This window comes from Brevibacterium atlanticum (assembly GCF_011617245.1).
In the GTDB taxonomy this organism is placed as follows: Bacteria; Actinomycetota; Actinomycetes; order Actinomycetales; family Brevibacteriaceae; genus Brevibacterium; species Brevibacterium atlanticum.
Genome location: NZ_CP050152.1, coordinates 3,020,169 through 3,044,364, shown reverse-complemented (window position 1 = coordinate 3,044,364; position 24,196 = coordinate 3,020,169). Strand labels below are relative to the sequence as shown.

The window sequence follows — 24,196 nt, the reverse complement described above, 5'->3', positions numbered from 1 at the left end:
GTCTGCCGCCGAACCGCCGGACGCGCGGTGATTGTGCCAGCCGGACAGTGCTGTAAGTTGTTGGCTGTGACGTTACTGACCGCCCGCGACATCCGCGAACTTGCCGCTGACATCGGTCTGCGCCCGACGAAGCAGAAGGGGCAGAACTTCGTCATCGACCCCAATACCGTGCGCTCGATCGTCACCGCCGCCGGACTCAATGCCGCTTCGAACGTCGTCGAGATCGGGCCGGGCCTCGGCTCGCTCACTCTCGGCCTCCTTGAGGCCGGACACAGTGTCACCGCTGTCGAGATCGACGAAGAGCTTGCGAAGAAGCTGCCGAGCACCGTGGACACGTGCGCCGGCGCCGAAGCCCCCTTCGCCCTGATCAACGCCGACGCCCTCAAGGTCACCGAGTTGCCGGCCCCGAACAACCCCGACGCCCTCGTGGCGAACCTGCCGTACAACGTGGCCGTACCCGTGCTCCTGCACTTCCTCGAGACCTTCCCGAGCCTGATTACCGTGCTCGTCATGGTCCAGCTCGAGGTGGCAGAGCGTCTGGCTGCCGCACCCGGCTCCCGCACCTACGGTGTCCCCAGCGTCAAGGCCCAGTGGTACGGCGATGTGCGTCTGGCCGGACGGATCGGCAAGAACGTATTCTGGCCGGCCCCGAACATCGACTCCGGCCTCGTCCGCATCGACGTCACCCGCACCGACCGCGACCCGGCAGTCCGCCGACGCCTCTTCACCCTCATCGACGCCGCCTTCGCCCAGCGCCGCAAGACCCTCCGGGCCGCCCTGTCCGGGTGGGCCGGGAGCGCGCAGCGAGCCGAGGAGCTGCTCACCGCCGCCGGCATCGACCCGAAGACTCGCGGCGAAGCACTCGGCGTCGCTGCCTTCGAACGCCTCGCAACCGTCGCCGACCCCTCCGCCGTCGCCGACCCCTCCGCCGATGTCGACGTCGCCGGCAGCGCTCCGACCGCCGCCGACCCGGCCCCACCCGACCCCACTGACCCCGCCGAGGGATCCTCGACATGACCACGCGGCTGCACCCGTTCTCGACGGCTCCCGCACCGGTGAAGGTGTGGGCGCCGGGGAAGATCAACATCCACCTCGGCGTGGGTGAGGCCGGCGACGACGGGTATCACGAGCTCGCGACCGTGTTTCAGGCGCTCAATCTCGGCGAGACGCTGACCCTCATTCCCGGCGGGACGCGGTCGATCATCGTCCAGGGACGCTACGCGGATGCCGCGGTGCCCGGTGACGAGTCGAACCTCGCCCGGTGCGCCGTCGACACCCTCATCGCCGCCCTCGAGGACGGGAGGGACGTCGAGGTGCTGCGCGAGCTCGACATCGTCATCGACAAGCAGATTCCGGTGGCAGGCGGAATGGGCGGGGGATCGGCTGATGCGGCCGCCGCCCTCATCGGCGCCGCCCACCTCATCGGGGGAGTCGACGACGCCGTCCTCCACGAGGTGGCCGTGGCGGTAGGTGCGGATGTCGCGTTCCTCCTGCGCGGGGGCACCGCCATCGGCCATGGGCGCGGGGAGAGACTCAGCCCCGTCCTCACCCGCGGAACCTTCCACTGGGTGATGGCCACCTCGGCGAGGCCACTGCCGACCCGCGATGTCTACGCCCGCTTCGACGAACTCCACCCCACCCCGACCCCGGCTGTCGTTCCTGATGAGGTGCTCACGGCGCTCGCCGCCGGCGAACCGGAGGCGCTCGCCGACCACGCGGCCAACGACCTCACCGAGGCGGCCGTGTCCTGCATGCCCGAGATCGCCGAGGTGATGGAGGCCGGGTGCGCCGCCGGCGCCCTGCTGCCCCTGCTCAGCGGATCGGGGCCGACGATCGGATTCCTCGCCCGCGACGCCCACCACGCCCTCGACCTCGCGGTGCTGCTCCAGGCCACTCGCGGAGTCAACGAGGCCCTGCGCACGACCGGACCGGCTCCCGGCGCGCATGTGGTGGCCGGATCGTGACGGGCAATCCCCGCAATCTCCACGAGCGCCTGCGCGACCAGGTCGGTCAGGACATCGTTGCAGGTCGCCTGGCTGCAGGGACCATCGTCAGAGCCGAGGACCTGCGGGCTCGCTACGACGTGTCGCTGTCTGTCGTCCGTGAAGTCGTCCGTGTTCTCGAATCCCTCGGCATGCTGCGGCCGGTCAAGCGGGTCGGACTCGTGGTGCTCGCGATGAGCGAATGGACGCTTCTCGACCCGCTCGTCATCCGATGGCGGATGACCGAGGCCCCGGCCGGTCAGCTGCGGTCTCTGACCGAACTGCGCGTGGCCATCGAACCCGAGGCGGCGGCGCTGGCGGCGCAGCATGCCACGGCCGAGGCTGCCGAGGAGATCATGACTCTGGCCGCACGGATGCGCTCGAGCGGTCGGCAGGGAGACGTCGAGGCATTCCTCGACGCCGATGTCGCCTTCCACCGGGTGGTTCTGGGCGCCGGCGGCAATGAGCTCTTCGCGGCGTTCGACACGGTCATCGGAGAGATTCTCGCCGGACGCACCGGGGCCGGTCTCATGCCGCAGTTCCCGCATCCCGATGCCCTGCAGTGGCATTTCGACGTCGCCGATTCGATCGGCCGACAGGAGCCTGACCGGGCACGAGAGGCGATGGCGAAGATCGTGGCAAAAGCCGACGACGAGATGGGCAGCGTCTGGGCCGACGAGCCCCGTCGCCCCAGCCGGTAAGGCCGACGACTCAGGATGACGGGCGTCAGAACAGACTGACGATCCCGTAGAGGGCGAAGCTGAAGATGAAGCCGACCGCGCCGAGCAGCGACTCGGCGACTGTCCACGTCTTCAGCGTCGTCTTCGTGTCCATGCCGAAGAAGCGGGAGACCAGCCAGAAACCGGAGTCGTTGACGTGGCTGGCGAAGACCGAACCTGCGGCCAGCGAGAGCACGATGGCGACGACCTGCAGGCTCGAGAGGTCCGGACTGCCCACGACGATCGGCTGCACGAGCGCGGCCGCCGTGGTCAGTGCCACTGTCGCCGAACCCTGGGCGATGCGGACGATCGCGGCGATGACGAAGCCGGCGACGATGACCGGCAGACCGAGCGCGGCGAGCGAATCGGCGAGGGAGTCGCCGATGCCGCTGGCGCGCAGGACACCGCCGAACATACCGCCGGCACCGGTGATGAGGATGATCGAGCAGACGGGTCCGAGGGCCGAGTCGACGACGGTCTCGACGAGGCTGGGGCCCTTGTTCTGCCGCCAGCCGAGCAGCCACATGGCCATGATGACTGTGATGAGGAGAGCGATCGGTGTTTCGCCGAGCAGACGCAGGGAGGCGATGGGAGTGGACTCGACGTCGACCCAGCCGGCCTCCCCGGCGAAGTTGAGCCCGGTGTTGAGGAAGATGAGGATCAGCGGCAGGACGAGAAGGATGATGACGTGGCTGAGCTTCGGTTTGGAGGAGAACTCGGCGAAGGCGCTGTTCTTACCGCCGGAGAGGACATCGGGAACGGCGACGTCGATGCGTCGTCCGATGATGAGCCCGAAGAGGTAGCCGGTGAGGTACCAGGTGGGGATCGCGATGATGAGCCCGCAGATGAGTACGAGTCCGACATTCGCCCCGAGCAGGCCGGAGGCCGCAACGGGGCCGGGGTGCGGCGGCACGAAGATGTGCATCGCGGAGAACGCCATCGCCGCGGGCATTGCGTAGAGAAGCAGAGACCCGCCGAGGCGGCGCGCGATCGTGAAGATGATCGGGAGCATGACGACGAGGCCGGCGTCGAAGAAGATGGGGAACCCGAAGAGCAGGGAAGTCACTCCGAGTGCCAGCGGGGCGCGCTTCTGACCGAAGAGCCGGATGAGGGAGTCGGTGAGCACCTCGGCGCCGCCGGAGAGTTCGAGCATGCGTCCGAGCATCGCGCCGAGACCGACGAGCAGGGCGACGCTGGCCAGGGTGGAACCGAAACCGTCATAGAGGACCTCGATGAGGTCGCCGGGGCGGATGCCCGAGGCCAGAGCGGTGAGGACGCTGACGATGACGAGGGCGATGAAGGCGTGCAGCCGCGCCTTGATGATGAGCAGGAGCAGCAGAGCGATGGCCACGGCGGCGAGTCCGAGGAGTGCCGGCGAGGGCAGGGTCCAGGCCAATTCGAGGTCGGTCATGGTTCCTCTTCCTTGAGGTCAGGTGGACGGTCGGGCGGTGCGATGGTGAGTCATGATCACAGACGGTCGGTGTTGCCGATCGGGCCGGTGTGGTAATCGACTGTGCCAGTGTGGTTCAGCCGCTTGAGTTCGACGAGGATGGCATCGAGGACTGCCGGAATCGTCTGGTCGACATCGACGACGGAGTGAGCTTCGTCGCCGGTCAGCGGTTCGAGCGTGGCCAGCTGTGAGTCGAGCAGGTCCGGGGACATGAACTCGTGGTCGCGGCGGGCCAGATGGCCGGCAATGACCTCTCTGGGGCCGTCGAGGTGGATGAAGACGAGGCCGGGTGCTGCCCGGCGGAGCAGATCCCGGTAGGAACGCTTGAGCGCCGAGCACGCGATCACGGGAGCTGGAGTGCGGCCGGCTTCGGCGGCGACGGCGGCCAGCCACGGGGCACGATCATCGTCGTCGAGCGGTGTGCCCGACGCCATCTTCGCCTTGTTCGCCGCGGAGTGGAGATCATCGGCGTCGACGAAGCGGCGGTCGAGGGCCTGCGCCACCTGCGCGCCGAGGACGGTCTTGCCGGTTCCCGAGACACCCATGATGACGAGCGGTGAAGAGGAAGGGCGTTGGCCCATGTCCGAAACCTCTCGATAAAATATGAGGAAAAACCTATAATCGGTAATTAAAACAGATTTATTGCACCGTAGTGCTGGTGGCGAGTGACTGTCAACATCGCCGCTCCCAGGGAAGGGGAATGCTGATGAAGGCCGATGTCGCGGTGATCGGGACCGGTGTGATGGGGTCGAATCTGGCCCGCAACCTCGCCCGATCGTCTGGTCACAGGGTGGCGATCTACGACCATGACGTCGCCCGAGCGCAGTCGGTGGCAACGGACTTCCCCGAGGCGGAATTCATTGTCGCCTCGAGTCCGGGCGACCTCGCCGAGAAGCTCACCGGACCGCGGGTGGCCATCCTCATGGTCAATGCCGGACGGGCCACGGATTCGGCGATCGCCGACCTCGCCGAGGTCTTCGCTGCCGGTGACATCATCGTCGACGGCGGCAATTCGCACTTCCAAGACACCATCGCCCGCGGCCGGCGATTGGAGGGCACTGGCATCGAGTTCGCCGGTGTCGGCATCTCCGGGGGAGAGGTCGGTGCCCTGCTCGGCCCCTCGCTCATGGTCGGTGGATCCGCCGCGGCGTGGGAGCGACTGCGTCCGCTGCTCGAGCCCATCGCGGCCAGAGCAGGAGACGCATCGGCCGCCGGCTCCGAATTGGTCGCCGATTCCGCATCGACCGGCGACTCCGGTTCGCCCTGCGTCGCTCACATCGGCACGGACGGTGCCGGTCACTTCGTGAAGATGGTCCACAACGGCATCGAATATGCCGATATGCAGCTCATCGCCGAAGCGTTCACCCTTCTGCGCGACGGACTCGGAATGGCCCCGACCGAGATCGCCGAGGTCTTCGAGCGGTGGAACGACAGCGAGCTCGAGTCCTACCTCATCGAGATCACCGCCGATGTGCTGGCCCACGTCGACGCGGCCACGGGCAGCGCCTTCGTCGACATCGTCGCCGATGCGGCGAAGGCCAAGGGCACCGGTGCATGGACCGCTCAGGTGGGTCTCGACCTCGGGGTTCCGGTGCCCACCGTCGCCGAGGCGGTCTTCTCCCGATCGCTGTCATCCGCGGTCGTTCTGCGGGCGGAGGGCAGAAAGCTCGCGGGGCCGCGTCCCCACGCCGCGGGGATCCTCTGCGGCACCGAGTTCGACGACGTCAGCGCCGACATCCGCGTGAGTCCGAGTCCCGACGGTGATGAGTGTGCGGCGCAGATCGACGAGATCGGACGGGCCCTGCTGTTGGGCAAGGTGATGGCCTACGTACAGGGATTCCACGAGATCTCGGCCGGGGCACGTGAGTACGGGTGGGAGGTCGACCTCGGAGACCTCGCCTCCATCTGGCGGGCCGGATGCATCATCCGGGCGCGCCTGCTCGACCGGATCGTCGACGCCTACAGCGCCGAGACCGGGCCGGCGACTCTGCTCGCCGACGGCTATGTCCGCGACGTCGCCGGGCGTTGTCAGGATGCTCTGCGTTCGACCGTGATCCGTGCGATGGGCCGCGGCATTCCGGTGCCCGGGCTCGCCTCCACGCTGGCCTACTACGACGGGCTGCGTGCCGAGGCCGGCAGCGCGGCGCTCATTCAGGCGCAGCGGGACCGCTTCGGCTCCCACACGTATGCGCGCAATGACCGTCCGGGAGTCTTCCATACTCTGTGGTCGGGCGATCGCAGCGAAGTCGAAGTCTGATCGTTGCGGGGTCGCGGTGACAGGTGATCGGAACGCCCCGGTGACGCGGGATCGGAACGCCGCGGTCGCCGCGGTGAGGGGCGAGACTGACGTCGCGCCGCCTCGGCGACGGTCGATTCGATCTCATGCCACGCCGTTGGTGGCCCGAATGCCGGCTGAGTGGCTATGTTAGGCATATGACTTTGCCACACGAAGATGTTGACCCAGACGGCCTGCTCGAGTACTCGGTGGTCTTCACCGACCGCTCGCTCAACCACATGTCGAAGCGGTTCGTGTCCGTGATGCAGGACATCACCCGGATCCTGCGCTCGGCCTACGACGCCGAGGCGGTGGCCATCGTCCCCGGCGGCGGCAGCTACGCGATGGAATCGGTGGCCCGTCAGCTCGCCACGGGCAAGAAGGCGCTGGTCGTGCGCAACGGACTCTTCTCGTTCCGCTGGTCGCAGATCCTCGATGCCGGGTCCATCGCCTCGGAGACGACGGTGCTCAAGGCTTCGGCCGACAGCTCCGAGCACCAGTCGGCATGGTCCCCGGCTCCCGTCGCCGAGGTGGTCGCCGCCATCGAGGCCGAGAAGCCCGATGTCGTGTTCGCTCCCCATGTCGAGACCGCCTCGGGGATGCTGCTGCCCGATGACTACGTCCGGGCCGTCGCCGATGCCGTGCATTCGGTCGGCGGCCTCTTCGTCCTCGACTGCATCGCCTCGGGCGCGATGTGGGCGTCGATGACCGACCTCGGCGTCGATGTGCTCATCTCCGCTCCGCAGAAGGGCTGGAGCGGGTCGCCGTGCGCCGGCTACGTCATGCTCAACTCTGCGGGTCGCTCCGCTGTCGAGGCCTCGACCTCGACGAGCTTCGCGATGGATCTGAAGAAGTGGCTGTCGATCGCCGATGACTACGAGGAGGGCCGGACCCCGTATCACGCGACGATGCCGACCGATGCGCTCACGCACAATGTCGAGCTCATGCGCGAGACCGAGGAACGGGGCTTCGACAAGCTCGAATCGGCTCAGCGTGAGCTCGGCGAGCGCGTGCGCCGGGTCTTCGCCGATCGAGGTCTGCCCTCGGTGGCCTCGGACGAGTTCGCCTCACCGAGCGTGGTCGTCGTCCACACCGACAACCCGAAGCTGGCCACCGGCGCCGACTTCAAGGAGGTCGGGGTGCAGATCGCCGCGGGCGTGCCGCTGCAGTGCGATGAGCCCGAGGACTTCTCGTCCTTCCGCATCGGCCTGTTCGGCCTCGACAAGCTCGGAGACATCGACGGCACGGTCGCTCGCCTCGAAGCCGCCCTCGACTCGATCGGCGTGACGCTCAAGGGCTGAGCCCCGGCAGCGTTTTCCGCCGCCGGTGTCGCCTGCTGGATTCTTTGGTCGATCCACCGTGGTTTCACGCTCGGAAACCACGGTGGATCGACCGAAGAGTGCGTTGAACGGGGTGCGTGCTTGGTGTCGGAACGTGGCCGGGAGACATCGCAGTCCACCAGCTGCAGACCGGTCCCGTATCGGTCGGCCTCGGGCCTATTCAGCGGGCCGACCGGCCTCAGGCAGTGTCGCCGAGGGCGACGACGTTCTCGGCGAGGCGCTCGTTGTCGCCGTACATGAAGTGGTTGCGCATGTTCTCGGAGAACCGGCTGGCGTCGGTGGTCAGGCCGACGGCCTCGGCGACTTCGCGGATGTGCATCGGGGTCGCGCCGCAGCACACGCCGATGTAGTTGACGCCCAGATCGTAGGCTTCCTTCGCGAATGCGCCGATCTCGTAGCGGTTGGTCTGCAGTGGATCGAGCGCGGTCGGGAACGTGCGTCCGTGCGGGGAGGCCACCTCGGCGTGGGGGTCGGAGAGGTTGAAGAACGTCGGCTCGTCGGCCGTGGTGCGGTAGGGGATCGGCAGGGCGCCGACGTGGCAGGACACGGCCTCGCGGATCTGCTTCAGCCACGGCAGCATCGTCGCGGGTCCGCGGAAGCAGTTGAGTCCGACGACGTCGACGCCGAGCTGTTCGAGCTTCTGCGCGGTCTCGACGATTCCGACTCCGTCGGCCATCTCCTGGAAGGCCATCGGTGCCAGCGTGAGGACGACGGGCAGGCCGCTGGCCTTGGCGATCTCGGCGGCGGCGATGGCCTCTCCGGCGAAGTAGAAGGTCTCGCCGATGATGAGGTCGGCGCCTTCCTCGACGGCCCAGGCGACCATCTCGGAGAACATCGCGCGAACCTCGTTCTGCTTGGCCTCGTCGGCGGGGTCCCAGATGTTCGAGTTCGAGATGTTGCCGGCCATGAAGTTCCCGGGCTTGGCGTCCGCAACGCTGCGGGCGATCTGCAGAGCTGAGCGGTTGAGCGGCTCGAGGAGGTCTTCCTTGCCGATGACGCGCATCTTCTCGCGGTGGCCGTTGTACGTGAACGCCTCGACGATGTCCGAGCCGGCACGCTGGAAGTCGACGTGGAGGGAGCGCAGCGCATCGGGGAATTCGAGGGCCACCTCGGGGACGAATTCGCCGGCCGAGAGGTACCCGCGCTTCTCGAGCTCGAAGAGGAATCCTTCGGCACAGATCACGGGTCCGGCATCGAGGCGTTGGGTCAGTGCGTTTGTCGCGGTCATGGGTGCTCTCCGATTCGATGGTGGGGAATCATCCGTGTCCGGGTGAAGACCCAGACCACAGAATCACACCATGAATCGCTGCAGCGATGTACGTCACAATGACATATTCCGATGTCAGCGCCTTGAGAGAGGAGGGGGCTCAGCGTTCGTCGTCGGGCGGGGTGCTCAGGTAGACCGGCAGGCGGCGGTACCGGACAGCACGCTGTGCGGCGTCAGCGGGCACCTCCTGGGTGGTCTCGTACGTGGCGTTGTTCTGCGGAACCTGATGCGTGCCCGGCAGCGGATACTGCTCGACCTGGTCAGGGGAGGGGGAGGCGAATCCCTGCTGACTCGGCTGGTATTCGTCGCCGGCGGCCTGGCCGTAGCCGGAGGACTCGTCGTAGCCGGGGGGCTGGCCGATCGTCTGCTCGTAGCCGGCGGACTGGTCATAGCCGGCACCAGGCAGAGGCTGGACCCCGAAGCCGTGTCGGCTCGGGCCGTCGCCCTCGGCGTAGGTGTCACCGGGGTGCGCATAGCCCCTTGCCGAGAAGACCTGTGCGTCACCATGGTCGTCATAGCCCCCGCCCGGGAAGACATGCGCGTTCCTCTGGTCGTCGTAGCCGGTGCCCGGGAAGACGTGCGCGTCGTCGGAGTGGGCGTACTGTGCACCGGAACCGCGCGCAGCCGGGACTCCCGCGCCCCCCGAGGCCGCGCCACCGGCAACCGCGGCCCTCGCCGCCGCACCTCGCGCACCGGAACCCTCCGCGCTGCGTGTGCCCGCACCACTGGGTTCTCGCCGCAGGAACGGGAACGGTTTGAGGAGGAGACCCGTGATGGTCGAGGACCACCAGCGCAGGGCCCGCTCGAACGGTGACCAGGACAGCAGTCCCGTCCACACCACAGCAAGCGCGACGCAGATGAGGAGGACGATGGCGTCGTGGAGCACATTGCGGCTGTCGTCGAGGACCGGCTGAAGGCCGCGGACGACGAAGCCGTGGAGAACGTAGACCGCCAGGCTGTTCCTGCCGATCCTGGCGAAGGTGTCCTTGGTGTTGCTCAGCCACGACAGGAGCGCAAGTCCCATGAGCATGGCGGCGATGTCCATGATGAGACGCAGGCCCACGCCTTCGGGTACACCGACGTCGAAGTGCGCGAAGTTGAGGCTGCCGTAGAGCCAGTGGTAGTCGACATCGTCGAAATAGAAGTAGCCGATCGTGGCCAGGGCGGCGAAGCTGAGGCCGAGCTTCTGCCAGATCGCGAGACTGCCTGCCCAGCCGATGATCTGCTTGCCGTAGAGCTTGCCGATGACGAAGAACGGCCAGAACGCCATCGTCCGAGCCGCAGAGAGTTCGGTGTCGAGGATCGGCAGGATGCCGCCGAAGAGACCCATGACCAGCGAGGCGACGAGCATCGTGCGCGGGAACCATTCGATGAAGGGGACCGTGATCATCCACCATGCCATCGACAGCAGGAACCACGTGTACCAGAACGGGGTGAGCAGGCTGTAGTCGGGATTGAGCCCGAATGCCCACATCCACACCCACATCAGCGGCAGCACTGTGGCCAGCAGGACGAAGTAGGTCAGCACCCGCTCTGCGAGTCTGTTGGACTTCGCCGTGATGCCGGCCAGGAAGACGAAGGCCGGCATGTGGAACGAGTAGATGAGGTACATCGGAGCGCCGAGAATCGGGGACTCCCACGGTCCCGTCCGTGCGAGCAGATGCCCGAGGACCACCGTGAAGATGAGGATCCCCTTGGCGCGGTCGATGCGAAAATCACGGGAAGACACGCCGACACATTACCGCACATGACCCGATAACGATAAAGGTCCGAGGTGGTCAGGCGCGCCCGGCGCCCGCTCCGGTGCCGCGTCTTGGTCGGTCGGGGTGTCAGCCGCGCGCCGCGCAGTCCACGCACTGCGCGGCGTAGGGACGGATCTCCAGCCGCGCCTGCGCAATGGGTCTGTCGCACCTCGTGCAGATCCCGAAACGTCCCTCATCGAGCCTGGTCAGCGCCTCGGCGATCTCATCGAGTCGATCCTGTGAATGTTCGAGCAGGGTTGCGGCCTGGGACCGTTCGAAGGCCAGCGTCGCCCCCTCCGGGTCGTGCTCGTCATCACTGTTGTCGCCCTCGCGTGCGGCCGAGACCTCATCGATGCCCTGAGTCAGCCGGCTGATCAGCGACTGGGCATCGGCCCGCTCGGCTTCAAGCAGCTCACGGAACCGCTCCTCATCCGTCATCGTCCGCTCCCTCTCGCCTCGAGCTCGCCTTCACTCCGGACGCCGACCCGCCTCACGTCGGACGCCGACCCGCCTCAGGCCTCCAGCGCCTCGGTGGCCTCGAGCCAGCGCATTTCGAGTTCGTCGAGTTCGTCCTGGGATTCCCGGATCGCCGAGGTGAGCGCGCCGAGTCCTTCGAAGTCCGTCTGGTCGTGAGCGGCCATCTCCTCGTGCTTCTTCGCGATCTGCGCGTTCAGCTTGTCCATCCGCCGCTCGATCGAGGCGAGCTCCTTCTTCGTCGCCCGCGCCTCGGCGCCGGTGAGCTTGGATCCGGCATCGGATCCGCCGTTCGCCGAGGCGGTCCCACCGGAGCCGTTCCCGTCGGCTCCCGCGGAGGCCCCGTTCCGTCCCGAGGCCGAACCCGCGCCATTCGTGGCAGAACCACCGGAACGGGCCGCCTCGGCGCGCAGGCGCAGGTACTCCTCGACCCCGCCGGGCACATGACGCAGGCCCTGGTCGAGGATCGCGTACTGCTGATCGGTGACGCGCTCGAGCAGGTAGCGGTCGTGAGAGACGACGATGAGAGTGCCCGGCCACGAATCGAGGAGGTCCTCCATCGCCGCGAGCATGTCCGAATCCACGTCGTTCGTCGGCTCGTCGAGGATGATGACGTTCGGTTCGGCCATGAGCAGCAGGAGCAGCTGGAGGCGACGCTTCTGCCCACCGGAGAGCTCCTTGACCCGAGCGGACAGGTGTTCCTTGGCGAAGCCGAGCCGCTCGAGCAGCTGGGCCGGAGTGTAGTCCTTGCCCTCGATCGTGAACGAGGTCTTCGATTCGGAGAGGACCTCGCGCACCCGGTCCTCTGCGATGCGAGCCAGGTCCTTGAACTGCTGGTCGAGGACGCCGATCTGCACGGTTTTGCCGCGCTTGACCCGTCCAGAATCGGGCTCGAGAGTGCCGGCGACGAGTCCGAGCAGGGTCGATTTTCCTGCACCGTTGGGACCGAGGATGCCCGTGCGCTCACCCGGGCCGATGCGCCATGTGACGTCGTTGAGGATCGTGGTGTCCCCGAAGTGCTTGGACACATCGAGCAGGTCCACGACGTCCTTGCCCAGGCGGGCGGTGGCCATCTTCTTCAGCTCGATGGGATTGCGCACCTCGGGGACATCGGCGATGAGCTCGTTCGCGGCCTCGATGCGGAACTTCGGCTTCGACGTCCGTGCCGGAGCGCCACGACGCAGCCAGGCGAGCTCCTTGCGCATGAGGTTCTGACGCTTGGCCTCCGTGGCCGCGGCGATCCGGTCGCGTTCGACGCGCTGGAGGACGTACGCGGCGTACCCGCCCTCGAAGGGTTCGACGATGCGGTCGTGGACCTCCCAGGTCTTCGTACACACCTCGTCGAGGAACCAGCGATCGTGGGTGACCAACAGAAGGGCACCGGAGTTCTTCGGCCACCGCCGCCGCATGTGCGCGGCCAGCCAGGCGATGCCGTCGACGTCGAGGTGGTTCGTCGGCTCGTCGAGGATGAGCAGCTCCCAGTCGCCGATGAGAAGGGCCGCCAGGGCCACGCGGCGACGCTGACCGCCGGAGAGGCTGGAGACCGGTGCCTCCCAATCGAGGTCGGATATGAGACCGGCGATGATGTCGCGCGCACGCGGGTCGGCGGCCCATTCGTGATCGGCGGCGTCCCCGACGACCGAGTAGCCGACGCTCGCCTCATCGTCGAGGTCATCGCTCTGGCCGAGCATGCCCAGGCGCAGCCCGCCGCGGTAGGTGACGCGACCGGAATCGGGTTCGACGGTGCCGGCGAGCATACCGAGCAGGCTCGACTTGCCGTCGCCGTTGCGGCCGACGATGCCGATCATGTCGCCGGTCTCGACGCCGAGGGTCACGGAGTCGAAGACGACGCGAGTGGGGTATTCGAGGTGCAGGGCTTCGGCCCCGAGGAGATGTGCCATAACGCCCTCAAGCCTAGTTCACTCGGAGGCGCTCGCCGTTCGCCCTCGCGGATGCCTTCGCTGTCTCAAAGATGGCCTGATCAGTGACCGCATTTCGGACGGGCGAGCCCCCGCCGTGACGGATTATTGCGTTTTCGTATCGGTGTCCGCGATTGACGTGCTAGCGGGGCTTCTCGGAGCTCGGAAGTGCATTAGAATGACCGAAACTCACCAAAATATGACAGATCGTCCAGTGGTTTCACATCTTCGGCAGGGGCAGATAGGGGCCTCGACCGTGTCCGCTGTCTGTAAGAGGAAAGAGAAAACGTGAAGAAGCTTGCATCAGCGGTGTCGATGATCGCCGCATCCGCCCTGGTTCTCTCGGCCTGTGGTTCGGGGGGCGGGAACTCCGCCGAAGACTACCTGGCCTGCATGGTCTCCGACTCCGGCGGTTGGGACGATCAGTCGTTCAACCAGTCCGGCAAGCAGGGCATGGAGAACGCGAAGAAGAACCTCGGCATCGATGAGAAGGATGCAGAGTCACAGGGTGATGCGGACTTCAAACCGAACGTCGACAACATGGTTCAGGCCGGCTGCAACCTCACCTTCGGAGTCGGATTCCTCCTCGAGGACACGATCCAGGAAGCCGCTGAAGCGAACCCGGACCTCAACTTCGCGCTCATCGACTCCACGTTCTCCGATGCCGACGGCAAGCCGGTGACCGTTGACAATGCCAAGCCTGTCGTCTTCAACACCGCAGAGGCGGCCTACCTCGCAGGCTATGTCGCCGCGGCGACCTCGAAATCCGGCAAGGTCGGTACGTTCGGCGGCATTCAGATCCCGTCGGTGACGATCTTCATGGACGGCTTCGCCGATGGTGTGGAGAAGTACAACAAGGACAACAAGAAGGACGTCAAGCTGCTCGGCTGGAACAAGGACAAGCAGGACGGCTCGTTCTCCGGTGACTTCGAGAACCAGGGCCAGGGCCAGGAGCTGACCAAGCAGCTCATCTCCCAGGGTGCTGACGTCATCATGCCCGTCGCCGGTCCCGTCGGCCTCGGTGCCGCCGCTGCCGCGAAGGACGCCGGGGACACCAAGCTCGTGTGGGTCGACTCGGACGGCTACGAGTCGACCGAGTACGGCGACATCATCCTCACCTCGGTGGTCAAGGAGATCGCGAACGCGGTCGAGGACACCATCAAGGAGGGCACCGAGGACAAGTTCACCAACGAGCCCTACATCGGCACCCTTGAGAACGAAGGTGTGGGACTGGCCCCGTACCACGACTTCGACGACGAGGTTCCCGAAGACGTGAAGAAGAAGGTCGAGGATCTCAAGAAGCAGATCATCGACGGCTCCCTGACCGTCGAGTCCGAAAGCACGCCGAAATAAGCTCATCGGTTAAACTGCAGGGCCGGAGATCTTCGGCCCTGCAGTTTTCAAATTTGTGAGGAGAACCGGGAGCAGTGAAACTCGAGCTTCGCGGGATGACCAAGGTGTTCGGATCGTTCGTGGCCAATGACCACATCGATCTCACCATCGAACCGGGCGAGATCCATGCCCTGTTGGGTGAGAACGGCGCCGGCAAGTCCACCATGATGAACGTCCTCTACGGACTCTACGACGCCGATGGGGGAGAGATCCTCATCGACGACGAGCCGGTGAGGTTCTCCGGCCCCGGAGATGCCGTGGCCGCCGGCATCGGCATGGTCCACCAGCACTTCATGCTCGTGCCCGTGTTCACCGTCGCCGAATCCGTGGCGCTCGGCTACGAGCCGACGAAGAGCCTGGGGCTCCTCGACATCAAAGAGGCACGCAAGCGGGTCATCGAGATCTCCTCGCGCTTCAACTTCAATATCGATCCCGACGCACTCATCGAGGACCTGCCCGTCGGTGCCCAGCAGCGGGTCGAGATCATCAAGGCTCTGTCCCGCGACGCCGAGATCCTCATCCTCGACGAGCCCACTGCCGTGCTCACCCCGCAGGAGACCGACGAGCTGATCTCGATCATGCGCCAGCTCAAGGAGCAGGGCACCTCGATCGTCTTCATCACCCACAAGCTGCGTGAGGTCCGCGCGATCGCCGACTCGATCACCGTCATCCGACGCGGCAAGATCGTCGGCGAGGCCTCCCCGGATTCGACCGAGACCGAACTGGCCAGCCAGATGGTCGGCCGAGCCGTCTCCCTGACCACGGAGAAGGACGACGCCGACCCCGGCGACGCGACCTTCCAGGTCCGCGGGCTCACCGTCGTCGACAAGGCCGAGAACGTCGTCGTCGACGATGTGTCCTTCGACGTCCGCCGTGGCGAGATCCTTGCTGTCGCCGGTGTCCAGGGCAACGGGCAGACCGAGCTCGCGGAGACGATCATCGGGCTGACCGAACCCCGCCTGGGAACGATCACCCTCGACGGGAAGGACCTCGTCGGGCAGTCCGTCAAGGACCGCCTCGGTGCCGGCATCGGATTCGTCCCCGAGGATCGCTCGACCGATGGGATCATCGCCGAATTCGCCATCCGCGAGAACATGATCCTCGACGTCTACGACCGCCAGCCCTACGCCAAGGGCCTCAACCTCAGACCCAAGGTCATCACCGAAGAGGCTAGAAGCAAGGTCGACGAGTTCGACATCCGCCTCGGCAGCGTCGTCGACCCGATCTCGACCCTGTCGGGCGGCAACCAGCAGAAGGTCGTGCTCTCCCGCGAGCTCGGCCGTGAGCTGCGCCTGTTCATCGCCAGCCAACCGACTCGCGGCCTCGATGTCGGGTCGATCGAATTCGTGCACAAGCGCGTCATCGCCGAACGCGATGCCGGCACTCCCTGCATCATCGTCTCGACCGAACTCGACGAGGTCTACGGGTTGGCCGACCGCATCGCCGTGATGTACTCCGGACGCATCGTCGGCATCGTCGGACCCGACACCTCGCGGGAGGCGCTCGGCCTGATGATGGCCGGCGTCCCGGCCGAGGAGGCGCTGGCCGCGACCGCGGACTCGACCGAAGACTCCGGTGCGACCGATGCCACCGAGAAAGCGCAGCCTGCCACCACAGAGGCACCGGCTGCCGACGAAGACTCAGCCACCACCTCGGCGGAGGAGACCGAATGACGACTGATATCTCACCGGCGGCACCATCACCGGCTCCACCGCCGGAGGTCGAGGCCGAGGACGGCAAGGAGCAGAACCTGCTGCGGGAGATCCTGTCCGGATCCTGGCTCGTCTCGCTGCTGGCGATCGTGCTCGCACTGCTGCTCGGCGGCGTCCTCATCGCCGTGTCGAACACCGAGGTCGTGGCGGCCGCAGAGAACTTCTTCGCCGCGCCCGGCGACTTCTTCGCCACCCTCTTCTCCACCGTGGGCGAAGCCTATTCGGCGCTGTTCCGCGGTTCCGTCTTCGACTGGGAGGCGCGCACGACCGAACGCGCCATCCGCCCGCTGACCGAATCGATGGTCTCGGGCACCCCGCTCATCCTCACCGGCCTCGGCATCGCTCTGGCCTTCCGCTGCGGACTGTTCAACATCGGCGGTCAGGGCCAGGTCATCCTCGGCGCGACCATCGCCGGCTTCCTCGGCTATGCACTGCCGCTTCCCCCGGTCGTCCACATGCTCGTGGCCGCTCTCGGCGGCATCATCGGCGGTGCGATCTGGGCCGGCATCGCCGGTGTCCTCAAGGCGCGCACCGGAGCCAACGAGGTGATCGTGACGATCATGCTCAACTCGATCGCCGGCTACGCCCTGGGGTACCTGCTCAAACAGAACTGGTTCACCCACACCACCTCGGCGAACCCGCAGTCGCGCGTCGTCGACGATTCCGCGCAGATGTTCCTGCTGCTGCCGGCGCCGTTCCGTCTCCATTTCGGATTCGTCCTCGCGATCCTCGCCGCGATCTTCGTGTGGTGGCTGCTCGAGCGCTCGACCATCGGCTTCGAGTTCAAAGCCGTCGGCGCCAACCCGCACGCGGCCCGCACCGCCGGCATCTCCGTGTCGAAGGTGACCATCCTCGTCATGATCGTCGCCGGTGCGCTCGCCGGACTCGGCGGAGCCGCACAGGTGCTCGGCACCGAATACAAGCTCACCGGCGGCATCAGCGGCTCGATCGGATTCGACGCCATCACCGTGGCCCTGCTGGGCCGGTCGAAGCCGCTGGGCACGTTCCTCGCCGGTCTGCTCTTCGGAGCCTTCAAGGCAGGCGGTTACCTCATGCAGTCACAGACGGGAACGCCGATCGACATCGTCCTCGTCGTCCAGTCCGTCATCGTGCTGCTCATCGCGGCCCCACCCCTGGTGAGGTCGATCTTCCGGTTGCCCACGCCGGTGCTCAAGCGGAAGGAGGACTGAGATGACTGCTCAGACCGTGGAGAACACCCCTTCGACCCAGGTCAGGGCCCTGGCACCGATCGCTTGGAAGTTCCCGATCGTGTATTCGATCCTCGCGCTCGTGTCCTTCGTCTTCTTCGGCCTCATCGGCCGGGACGGTGAGACGACCTTCCGGGTCGCCACCGGCGGAGACTTCTTCGCCATCCCCGATCTTGTCGTGTCCTCGACCACGGCCGGACTGACCCTGGGCATCCTGCTCATCGTCATGGCCGCAGCCTCGATCTACCTGAGCGTCAAGCGCATCAGCATCGGTTCGTGGTTCCCGATGCTCTTCGGCGTGCTCTTCGTCATCTCGTTCCTCGCCTGGGCCGGCGGCGGCTCCGGCGGCGTGATTCCGCTGACGACTCTGCTCGCCGGTGCCCTGGCACTGTCGGTGCCGCTGATCTTCGGCGCCATGTGCGGTCTCGTCGGCGAACGCTCCGGCATCATCAACATCGCCATCGAAGGCCAGCTGCTCGCCGGTGCGTTCCTCGCCGCCGTCGTCGCCTCGGTGGTGAAGAACCCGTACGCGGGTCTGCTCGCAGCGCCGATCGCCGGTGCGCTGGTCGCAGTGATCCTCACGTTCTTCGCCGTGAAGTACTGGGTCAACCAGATCATCATCGGCGTCGTGCTCAACGTCCTCGTCGTCGGCGTGACCAGCTTCCTCTACTCGACGGTGCTCACCGAAGACCCGGCACTGTGGAACGCGCGACAGAAGCTGCCGAACCTGCCGATTCCGCTGCTCTCGGACATCCCGGTGCTCGGACGGGTGCTGTTCGACCAGAACATCCTCGTCTACATCATGTACGTCGTCGTCATCGCTCTGCAGATCTTCGTGTTCCGCTCGAAGTGGGGTCTGCGGATGCGGGCCGTCGGCGAACACCCGAAGGCCGCGGACACCGTCGGCATCAAGGTCAACTTCACCCGCGTGCGCAACACGCTCATGGCCGGTGCGATCGCCGGACTCGGCGGAGCATTCTTCACCGTCGGCTCCGGACTGGCCTTCGGCAAGGAGATGTCGGCAGGACAGGGCTACATCGCCCTGGCCGCAATGATCCTGGGCAAGTGGAACCCGAAGGGCGCACTGCTGGCGGCACTGCTGTTCGGGTTCTCGAAGAGTCTCGGCAACACGCTGCAGTCGATCGGCACGCCCGTGGCCAACGAGCTGCTGCTCATGCTTCCCTACATCGTCACCGTCTTCGCGGTCGCCGGCTTCGTCGGTCGGGTCCGCCCACCCGCTGCGGAAGGTGTTCCCTACGTGAAATGAGCCCCACCTCGGCGATGGGATGATTCCCACCGATGGACCCGGCGAATCGGGTCCACCCGAGGGTACGCCGCACCCCTCGACACACCAGCAGTCACACCCTGAAGGAAGAGGTATCCCCATGACTGTCCCCGACACCGACGCATCCGAGCACGTCTGGAGCGACGAACCCACCCCGGTCCGACCCGATGACCTCAGCGAGGGCACGTGGACGCTGCTGCGGGAGGAGGCGAAGCGGGCGATGGCGAAGGCCTATGTGCCGTACTCGTCGTATTCCGTGGGCGCCGCCGCGCTCGTCTGCGACGGACGCATCGTCAGCGGCTGCAACATCGAGAACGCCTCCTTCGGCGTGACCCTGTGCGCCGAATGCTCGCTCGTGTCCGATCTGTTCATGTCCGGCGGCGGCCGGCTCGTCGCCTTCGACTGCGTGGACCGTGACGGCAACACCCTTGTGCCGTGCGGTCGCTGTCGGCAGCTGCTGTTCGAACACGGCGGTGATGACCTCGTGCTCAACATGCCCAGCGGACGCGCCCCCATGTCCGTGGTGCTGCCCGAAGCTTTCGGACCCGACCACCTGGGCGCCTCCGAGCCCGACCACACGGCGAAGCACTGACGATCCCACCCCCGCCGAGGCGGCCGGCCCTAACCCGTGTCACCGCCTCGGCGGACGGGAGCTCAACCTCGGCGGGCAAGCGAACGATGACAGAGAAGGAATGAGACTGTGACAGTAGAGGCATTCGACGCAGTCGACGTCATCGCGATCAAACGCGACGGGAAGACGCTGAGCAGAGAGCAGATCGACTGGGTCATCGACGCCTACATCCGTGGGGTCGTCGCCGACGAGCAGATGGCGGCGCTGGCCATGGCGATCTTCATCAACGACATGGAACCGCGCGAGATCGCCGACTGGACGCAGGCGATGATCGCGTCCGGTGAGCGGATGGACTTCTCGACGCTGTCGCATCCGACGTCGGACAAGCATTCGACCGGGGGAGTCGGGGACAAGATCACCCTGCCGCTGGCCCCGCTCGTCGCGGTCTTCGACGTCGCCGTGCCGCAGCTCTCCGGCCGCGGCCTCGGCCACACGGGCGGGACTCTGGACAAGCTCGAGTCCATTCCCGGCTGGCAGGCGGGGCTGAGCAACGAGGCGATCCTGACCCAACTCGAGGACATCGGCGCTGTCATCTGCGCGGCCGGATCCGGGCTGGCCCCGGCGGACAGGAAGCTCTATGCTCTGCGCGACACCACCTCGACCGTCGACTGCATTCCGCTCATCGCCTCGTCGATCATGTCGAAGAAGATCGCCGAGGGCACCGGTGGTCTCGTCCTCGACGTCAAGGTCGGCTCGGGTGCGTTCATGAAGGACCTCGCGAAGGCACAGAAGCTGGCGCGGACCATGGTCGACCTCGGCACGGCCGCCGGGGTGAAGACCTCGGCCCTGCTCACCGACATGTCCACGCCACTGGGTCTGACGGTCGGCAATGCCCTCGAGGTCCGCGAATCCGTCGAGGTCCTCGCCGGTGGCGGACCGCGTGATGTCGTCGACCTGACGGTGGCCCTGGCCGAAGAGATGCTGCGCCTGGCCGGGAAGACCGGCGTCGACGTGCGCGCCGCCCTGTCCGACGGTCGGGCCATGGACAAGTGGAACGCGATGATCCGGGCCCAGGACGGCGATCCGGAGGCCGCCCTGCCCGTGGCCGAGCACACCGAGGTCGTCACCGCCTCCGAGTCCGGGGTGCTGACGAGGCTCGACGCTCTGTCGGTGGGAGTCGCCTCGTGGCGGCTCGGAGCCGGCCGCGCCCGCAAGGAGGACCCGGTGCAGGCCGTGGCCGGCATCGAACTCCACGCAAAGCCCGGTGACACCGTCACCGCGGGACAGCCGCTGATGACCCTGCACACGGAGACTCCCGAGCGTTTCGCCCGGGCGATCGACGCGCTCGACTCCGCGGTCGAGATCGGCGGGGACGCCGCCTCGGTGCCGGAGTCGATCGTGTTCGAGAAGATCAGCTGAGCCTCTGCCACCGCAGCCCTGAAGCCACCGTACCAGTCACTTTGGAGGAACCCATGACCAGCCGAAACGATGTCGCCGCGATCATCGACCACACCCTGCTCAAGCCCGAAGCCACCCCGGCCGACGTCGACGCGCTCGTGGCCGAGGCGAAGGATCTCGGGGTGCTCGCGATCTGCGTGTCCCCGTCGATGCTGCCGATCACCGATCCGGGCGAGCTCGTCGTCGCCACCGTCGTCGGATTCCCCTCCGGCCAGGTCAAGCCGGAGATCAAGGCCGCCGAGGCTGCGCAGGCGGTCGCGGATGGGGCCGCCGAGGTCGATATGGTCATCAACATCGGCCAGGCCATCGCCGGTGACTTCGACGGGCTCGAGGCCGACATCCGCGGAGTCGTCGAGGCTAGTGGCGACGCCCTGGTCAAGGTCATCATCGAATCGGCTGCGCTCAGCGATGAGCAGATCGTCGAGGCCTGCCGTCGCGCCGAGGCCGCGGGGGCCGGATTCGTCAAGACCTCCACGGGCTTCCACCCGGCAGGCGGCGCCAGCGCGCACGCCGTGGCGCTCATGCGCGAGACCGTGGGCGACCGCCTCGGCGTCAAGGCCTCCGGCGGCATCCGCACCGCAGAGGCGGCCGAGGAGATGATCGCCGCCGGCGCAAGCCGCCTCGGCCTCTCCGGCAGCAAGTCCATCCTCAACTCCCTCTAATTGCTACCTGACGGCGGCCCAGCAACCTCGCGCGAGGTTGTTGAGCCGCCGTCAGGTAGTAATTCAGAGGGCGAAGAAGGTTTTGAGTTCGGTGGTGATCGAGGTGAGGCGTTCCTTGAGTGCAGGAGCCAGTGAGGCACTCGCCGAGGTGGTCGGCACCTTCACTCCCGCGCTGGCCGCCGCTCGTCGGTCGGCTTCGGATGCGGCTTCGAGCTCGGAGGGCTCGGCGACGACCTCGAGGTAGCACTTGAGCTTCGGCTCCGTACCCGATGGGCGGACGATGACCCGTGAATTCGATTCCGAGAGCAGCAGGATCCCGTCGGTCGGAGGCAGGCCGTCGTATCCGGCGGAGAGGTCGTGGACCTCGGCCACGGGGGATCCGGCCAGCGTCGCCGGCGGGTTCTCGCGCAGCTTCGCCATGGCCGTGGCGATGAGCGAGACGTCGTCGAGGCGGAAGGACAGCGGCGCGGTGGCGAAGCAGCCGTCGCGGCCCCGGATCCGGTCGAGTTCGGCCTCAATGCTGCTGCCCTCGGACTTCAGACGAGAGGCCAGAGCAGCAAACGTGACAGCTGCCGAGATCCCGTCCTTGTCGCGGACGGCAGCCGGGTCGACGCAGTAGCCGAGAGCCTCTTCGTAGCCGAAGACGAGTCCGGGCACACGCGAGATCCACTTGAACCCGGTGAGCGTGTTCACCGCGTCGAAACCATGGCTCGTGGCCGCGGCCGCGAGTCCCCGAGAGGACACGATCGAATTCGCGAAGACGGGTGCCGGAGCATGAGATCCCGACAACGGTCCCGTCGCATGATGCGTGCCCGCAGCAAGCCGGTTCGCAGCATCCTCACCGAGGAGCAGCCCCACCTCGTCGCCGGTCAGCTGCCGGTAACCGGCGGCCGCCGACGAGTCGGGGATCGCTGCGGAGAACCGGTCCGCATCGGGATCGTTGGCGATGATGAGCTCGGCCCCGACCTCACGCGCGAGGTCATAGGACTCATCGAGTGCCCCAGCCTCTTCAGGATTCGGGAACGACACGGTCGGGAAGTCCGGATCCGGGGCCTGCTGCGAAGCCACCGGGTGAACATCGGTGAACCCTGTGCGGGCCAGGGCCGCCTCGGCGACGCCGGCCCCCACCCCATGCAGCGAGGTGAGCACAATCGACAGGTCCGCACTCGCTCGCACCCCCAAAGAGTCGATGCGCGCCAGATAGCGCTCGACGATGGACTCATCGAGGTGCTCCCACCCGGATTCGGCACGCGGCACCGAAGCGACCGATTCGACGGCGGCGATCTTCTCCGCGATGAGGGCATCGGCCGGGCTGACGATCTGTGCCCCGGCCCCGGCAAGGGCGGCGTCAGGATCGGATTCGATGGCTTGCAGCGGGCGCTGGCCCAGGTAGACCTTGTACCCATTGTCGGCCGGCGGGTTGTGACTGGCCGTGACCATGACCCCGGCATCGGCGCCCAGGTGGGACAGCGCGAAGGCGAGCAGCGGGGTCGGCAGCTGTTCGGGCAGCTGGATCGCGACCCCTCCGGCGGCGGTGACGACGGCGGCGGTGTCGGCCGCGAAGTCAGACGACTTATGCCGGGCATCGCAGCCGATGACGACACGGAACCCTTCGCCCACGGTCTCGGCGAGGAATGCCGAGAGGCCAGCCGCGGCCCGGATGACCACGGCACGGTTCATCCGGTTCGGACCTGCGGCGATCTCCCCGCGCAGGCCCGCGGTGCCGAAGACGAGGGGACCTGCGAAGCGGTCCTCGAGATCGGCCACGGCCGCCGCATCCCCGGCCTCAGCCTCGGCGAGGATGTGCTCCAGGGTCGTCGCGGTCTGCAGATCGGGGTCATCGGCGATCCAAGCCCGGACCACCTCGGCGTCGAATCCGGCAGTGAAACGATCGGCTACGCGGGTCATGGCGTCCTTCCTCAGAGCTTCGCGACGATGTCGGCGAGCAGGCGGGAGATCCGCGGGGCCGCGGCGGCTCCGGCCTCGATGACCTCGGCGTGGGAGAGCGGGGTCTCCTGGATGCCTGCGGCGAGGTTCGTCACCAGGGAGATGCCCATGAGTTCGAGCCCGGCCTGACGGGCGGCGATGGCCTCGAGCGTCGTCGACATACCCACGAGGTCGGCGCCGAGGATGCCCGCCATGCGCACCTCGGCGGGCGTCTCATAGTGAGGACCGCGGAACTGCGCGTAGACGCCGTCGTCGAGGGTCGGGTCGATCGCCTTGGCGATCGCGCGCATCCGCGGGGAGTAGAGATCGGTGAGGTCGACGAAGTTCGCGCCCTCGATCGGCGAAGTGCCGGTGAGGTTGATGTGATCGGAGATGAGCACCGGGGTGCCGGCGGCCCAATTCCGGTTCAGCCCGCCGCAGCCGTTGGTGAGCACGAGCGAAGAACAGCCTGCCGCGGCGGCGGTGCGCACACCGTGGGCCACGGCACGCACACCCTTGCCCTCGTAGTAGTGGGTGCGCGATCCCAGCACGAGCGCATGCTTGCCGCTGGCTTCGATTCGCACGGTCCGCAGCATCGCCCCGTGCCCTTCGACGGCGGGGGCGTGGAAGCCGGGGACCTCGGCTGCGGGAACCTCGCTGATCGTCTCGCCGAGCAGGTCGGCCGCGCCGCCCCAACCGGAGCCGAGGACGAGGGCGATGTCATGGGAGTCGATGCCCGCCGCAGAGTTGATGGTCGTGGCCGCGGCACGGGCGGCGGCGGTAGGATCGCTTAAGTCAGTCATGACGCCAAGAT

20 protein-coding genes are annotated in these 24,196 nt (G+C 66.9%); 12 read left to right on the top strand and 8 right to left on the bottom strand.

The features are described 5' to 3' along the window. Positions 1-66 precede the first annotated feature (66 nt). The 3 genes from rsmA to GUY23_RS13605 are packed head-to-tail and all read left to right on the top strand — an operon-like array spanning position 67 to position 2,683. Complete coding sequence (gene rsmA / locus GUY23_RS13615) at positions 67-1,017, top strand: 16S rRNA (adenine(1518)-N(6)/adenine(1519)-N(6))-dimethyltransferase RsmA (protein WP_166973137.1); 951 nt, start codon at positions 67-69, stop codon at positions 1,015-1,017. After that, entirely contained in the window at positions 1,014-1,964 is a 951-nt protein-coding gene (locus GUY23_RS13610) for a 4-(cytidine 5'-diphospho)-2-C-methyl-D-erythritol kinase (protein ID WP_166973133.1), read from the top strand. The genes rsmA and GUY23_RS13610 overlap by 4 nt, the downstream gene beginning before the upstream one ends. After that, entirely contained in the window at positions 1,961-2,683 is a 723-nt protein-coding gene (locus GUY23_RS13605; RefSeq protein ID WP_228282335.1) for a FadR/GntR family transcriptional regulator, read from the top strand. The genes GUY23_RS13610 and GUY23_RS13605 overlap by 4 nt, the downstream gene beginning before the upstream one ends. A gap of 25 nt (positions 2,684-2,708) precedes the next feature. Here GUY23_RS13605 and GUY23_RS13600 read toward each other — a convergent pair whose 3' ends face one another. Both GUY23_RS13600 and GUY23_RS13595 read right to left on the bottom strand, forming a co-directional pair. After that, a complete protein-coding gene (locus tag GUY23_RS13600) occupies positions 2,709-4,112 on the bottom strand; it encodes a GntP family permease (protein WP_166973130.1) in 1,404 nt (467 codons plus the stop codon). A 56-nt stretch (positions 4,113-4,168) separates the two neighbouring features. After that, entirely contained in the window at positions 4,169-4,732 is a 564-nt protein-coding gene (locus GUY23_RS13595) for a gluconokinase (protein WP_166973128.1), read from the bottom strand. 125 nt (positions 4,733-4,857) lie between these two features. On the opposite strand from GUY23_RS13595, the gene gndA reads away from it, so the two are divergent. Together gndA and GUY23_RS13585 are read left to right on the top strand one after the other, a co-directional pair. After that, on the top strand, positions 4,858-6,408 hold the full coding sequence (gndA, locus tag GUY23_RS13590; RefSeq protein WP_166973126.1) for an NADP-dependent phosphogluconate dehydrogenase: 1,551 nt from the start codon (positions 4,858-4,860) through the stop codon (positions 6,406-6,408). A gap of 176 nt (positions 6,409-6,584) precedes the next feature. Next, positions 6,585-7,727 carry an alanine--glyoxylate aminotransferase family protein gene (locus GUY23_RS13585; RefSeq protein WP_166973125.1) on the top strand — a complete coding sequence of 381 codons (1,143 nt, stop codon included), beginning with the start codon at positions 6,585-6,587 and terminating at the stop codon, positions 7,725-7,727. Between the two features lie 217 nt (positions 7,728-7,944). Here the strand turns inward: GUY23_RS13585 and GUY23_RS13580 are convergent, their stop codons facing one another. From GUY23_RS13580 to GUY23_RS13565, 4 genes are all read right to left on the bottom strand, one after another. Next, complete coding sequence (locus GUY23_RS13580; protein WP_166973124.1) at positions 7,945-8,994, bottom strand: homocysteine S-methyltransferase family protein; 1,050 nt, start codon at positions 8,992-8,994, stop codon at positions 7,945-7,947. Between the two features lie 139 nt (positions 8,995-9,133). Next, the gene (locus GUY23_RS13575) at positions 9,134-10,762 is read right to left on the bottom strand and encodes an acyltransferase family protein (RefSeq protein WP_166973123.1); all 1,629 of its coding nucleotides are present in this window, start codon (positions 10,760-10,762) and stop codon (positions 9,134-9,136) included. Positions 10,763-10,862: 100 nt separating this feature from the next. After that, the gene (locus tag GUY23_RS13570; RefSeq protein WP_166973122.1) at positions 10,863-11,213 is read right to left on the bottom strand and encodes a TraR/DksA family transcriptional regulator; all 351 of its coding nucleotides are present in this window, start codon (positions 11,211-11,213) and stop codon (positions 10,863-10,865) included. A gap of 74 nt (positions 11,214-11,287) precedes the next feature. Beyond that, positions 11,288-13,150, bottom strand: coding sequence for an ABC-F family ATP-binding cassette domain-containing protein (locus tag GUY23_RS13565; protein ID WP_166973121.1), 1,863 nt, complete (start codon positions 13,148-13,150; stop codon positions 11,288-11,290). Positions 13,151-13,456: 306 nt separating this feature from the next. Here GUY23_RS13565 and GUY23_RS13560 point away from each other — a divergent pair, with 306 nt between their 5' ends. The 7 genes from GUY23_RS13560 to deoC all read left to right on the top strand — a co-directional run bounded on the left by GUY23_RS13560 (position 13,457) and on the right by deoC (position 21,456). After that, a complete protein-coding gene (locus tag GUY23_RS13560) occupies positions 13,457-14,521 on the top strand; it encodes a BMP family lipoprotein (RefSeq protein ID WP_228282332.1) in 1,065 nt (354 codons plus the stop codon). A gap of 74 nt (positions 14,522-14,595) precedes the next feature. After that, positions 14,596-16,233 carry an ABC transporter ATP-binding protein gene (locus tag GUY23_RS13555; RefSeq protein ID WP_166973120.1) on the top strand — a complete coding sequence of 546 codons (1,638 nt, stop codon included), beginning with the start codon at positions 14,596-14,598 and terminating at the stop codon, positions 16,231-16,233. Next, on the top strand, positions 16,230-17,462 hold the full coding sequence (locus tag GUY23_RS13550; RefSeq protein ID WP_166973119.1) for an ABC transporter permease: 1,233 nt from the start codon (positions 16,230-16,232) through the stop codon (positions 17,460-17,462). Before GUY23_RS13555 ends, GUY23_RS13550 begins: the two co-directional genes overlap by 4 nt. Position 17,463: 1 nt before the next feature. Further along, entirely contained in the window at positions 17,464-18,747 is a 1,284-nt protein-coding gene (locus tag GUY23_RS13545; RefSeq protein ID WP_166973118.1) for an ABC transporter permease, read from the top strand. A 118-nt stretch (positions 18,748-18,865) separates the two neighbouring features. Next, on the top strand, positions 18,866-19,357 hold the full coding sequence (locus GUY23_RS13540; protein WP_166973117.1) for a cytidine deaminase: 492 nt from the start codon (positions 18,866-18,868) through the stop codon (positions 19,355-19,357). 108 nt (positions 19,358-19,465) lie between these two features. Next, the gene (locus GUY23_RS13535) at positions 19,466-20,755 is read left to right on the top strand and encodes a thymidine phosphorylase (RefSeq protein ID WP_166973115.1); all 1,290 of its coding nucleotides are present in this window, start codon (positions 19,466-19,468) and stop codon (positions 20,753-20,755) included. Positions 20,756-20,808: 53 nt separating this feature from the next. Beyond that, positions 20,809-21,456 (top strand): deoxyribose-phosphate aldolase, encoded by a 648-nt coding sequence (gene deoC / locus GUY23_RS13530; protein ID WP_166973113.1) that lies wholly within the window; start codon positions 20,809-20,811, stop codon positions 21,454-21,456. A gap of 63 nt (positions 21,457-21,519) precedes the next feature. Here the strand turns inward: deoC and GUY23_RS13525 are convergent, their stop codons facing one another. Continuing rightward, on the bottom strand, positions 21,520-23,364 hold the full coding sequence (locus tag GUY23_RS13525; protein WP_166973111.1) for a phospho-sugar mutase: 1,845 nt from the start codon (positions 23,362-23,364) through the stop codon (positions 21,520-21,522). An 11-nt stretch (positions 23,365-23,375) separates the two neighbouring features. Then, positions 23,376-24,185 carry a purine-nucleoside phosphorylase gene (locus GUY23_RS13520; RefSeq protein WP_166973109.1) on the bottom strand — a complete coding sequence of 270 codons (810 nt, stop codon included), beginning with the start codon at positions 24,183-24,185 and terminating at the stop codon, positions 23,376-23,378. Positions 24,186-24,196 lie beyond the last annotated feature (11 nt).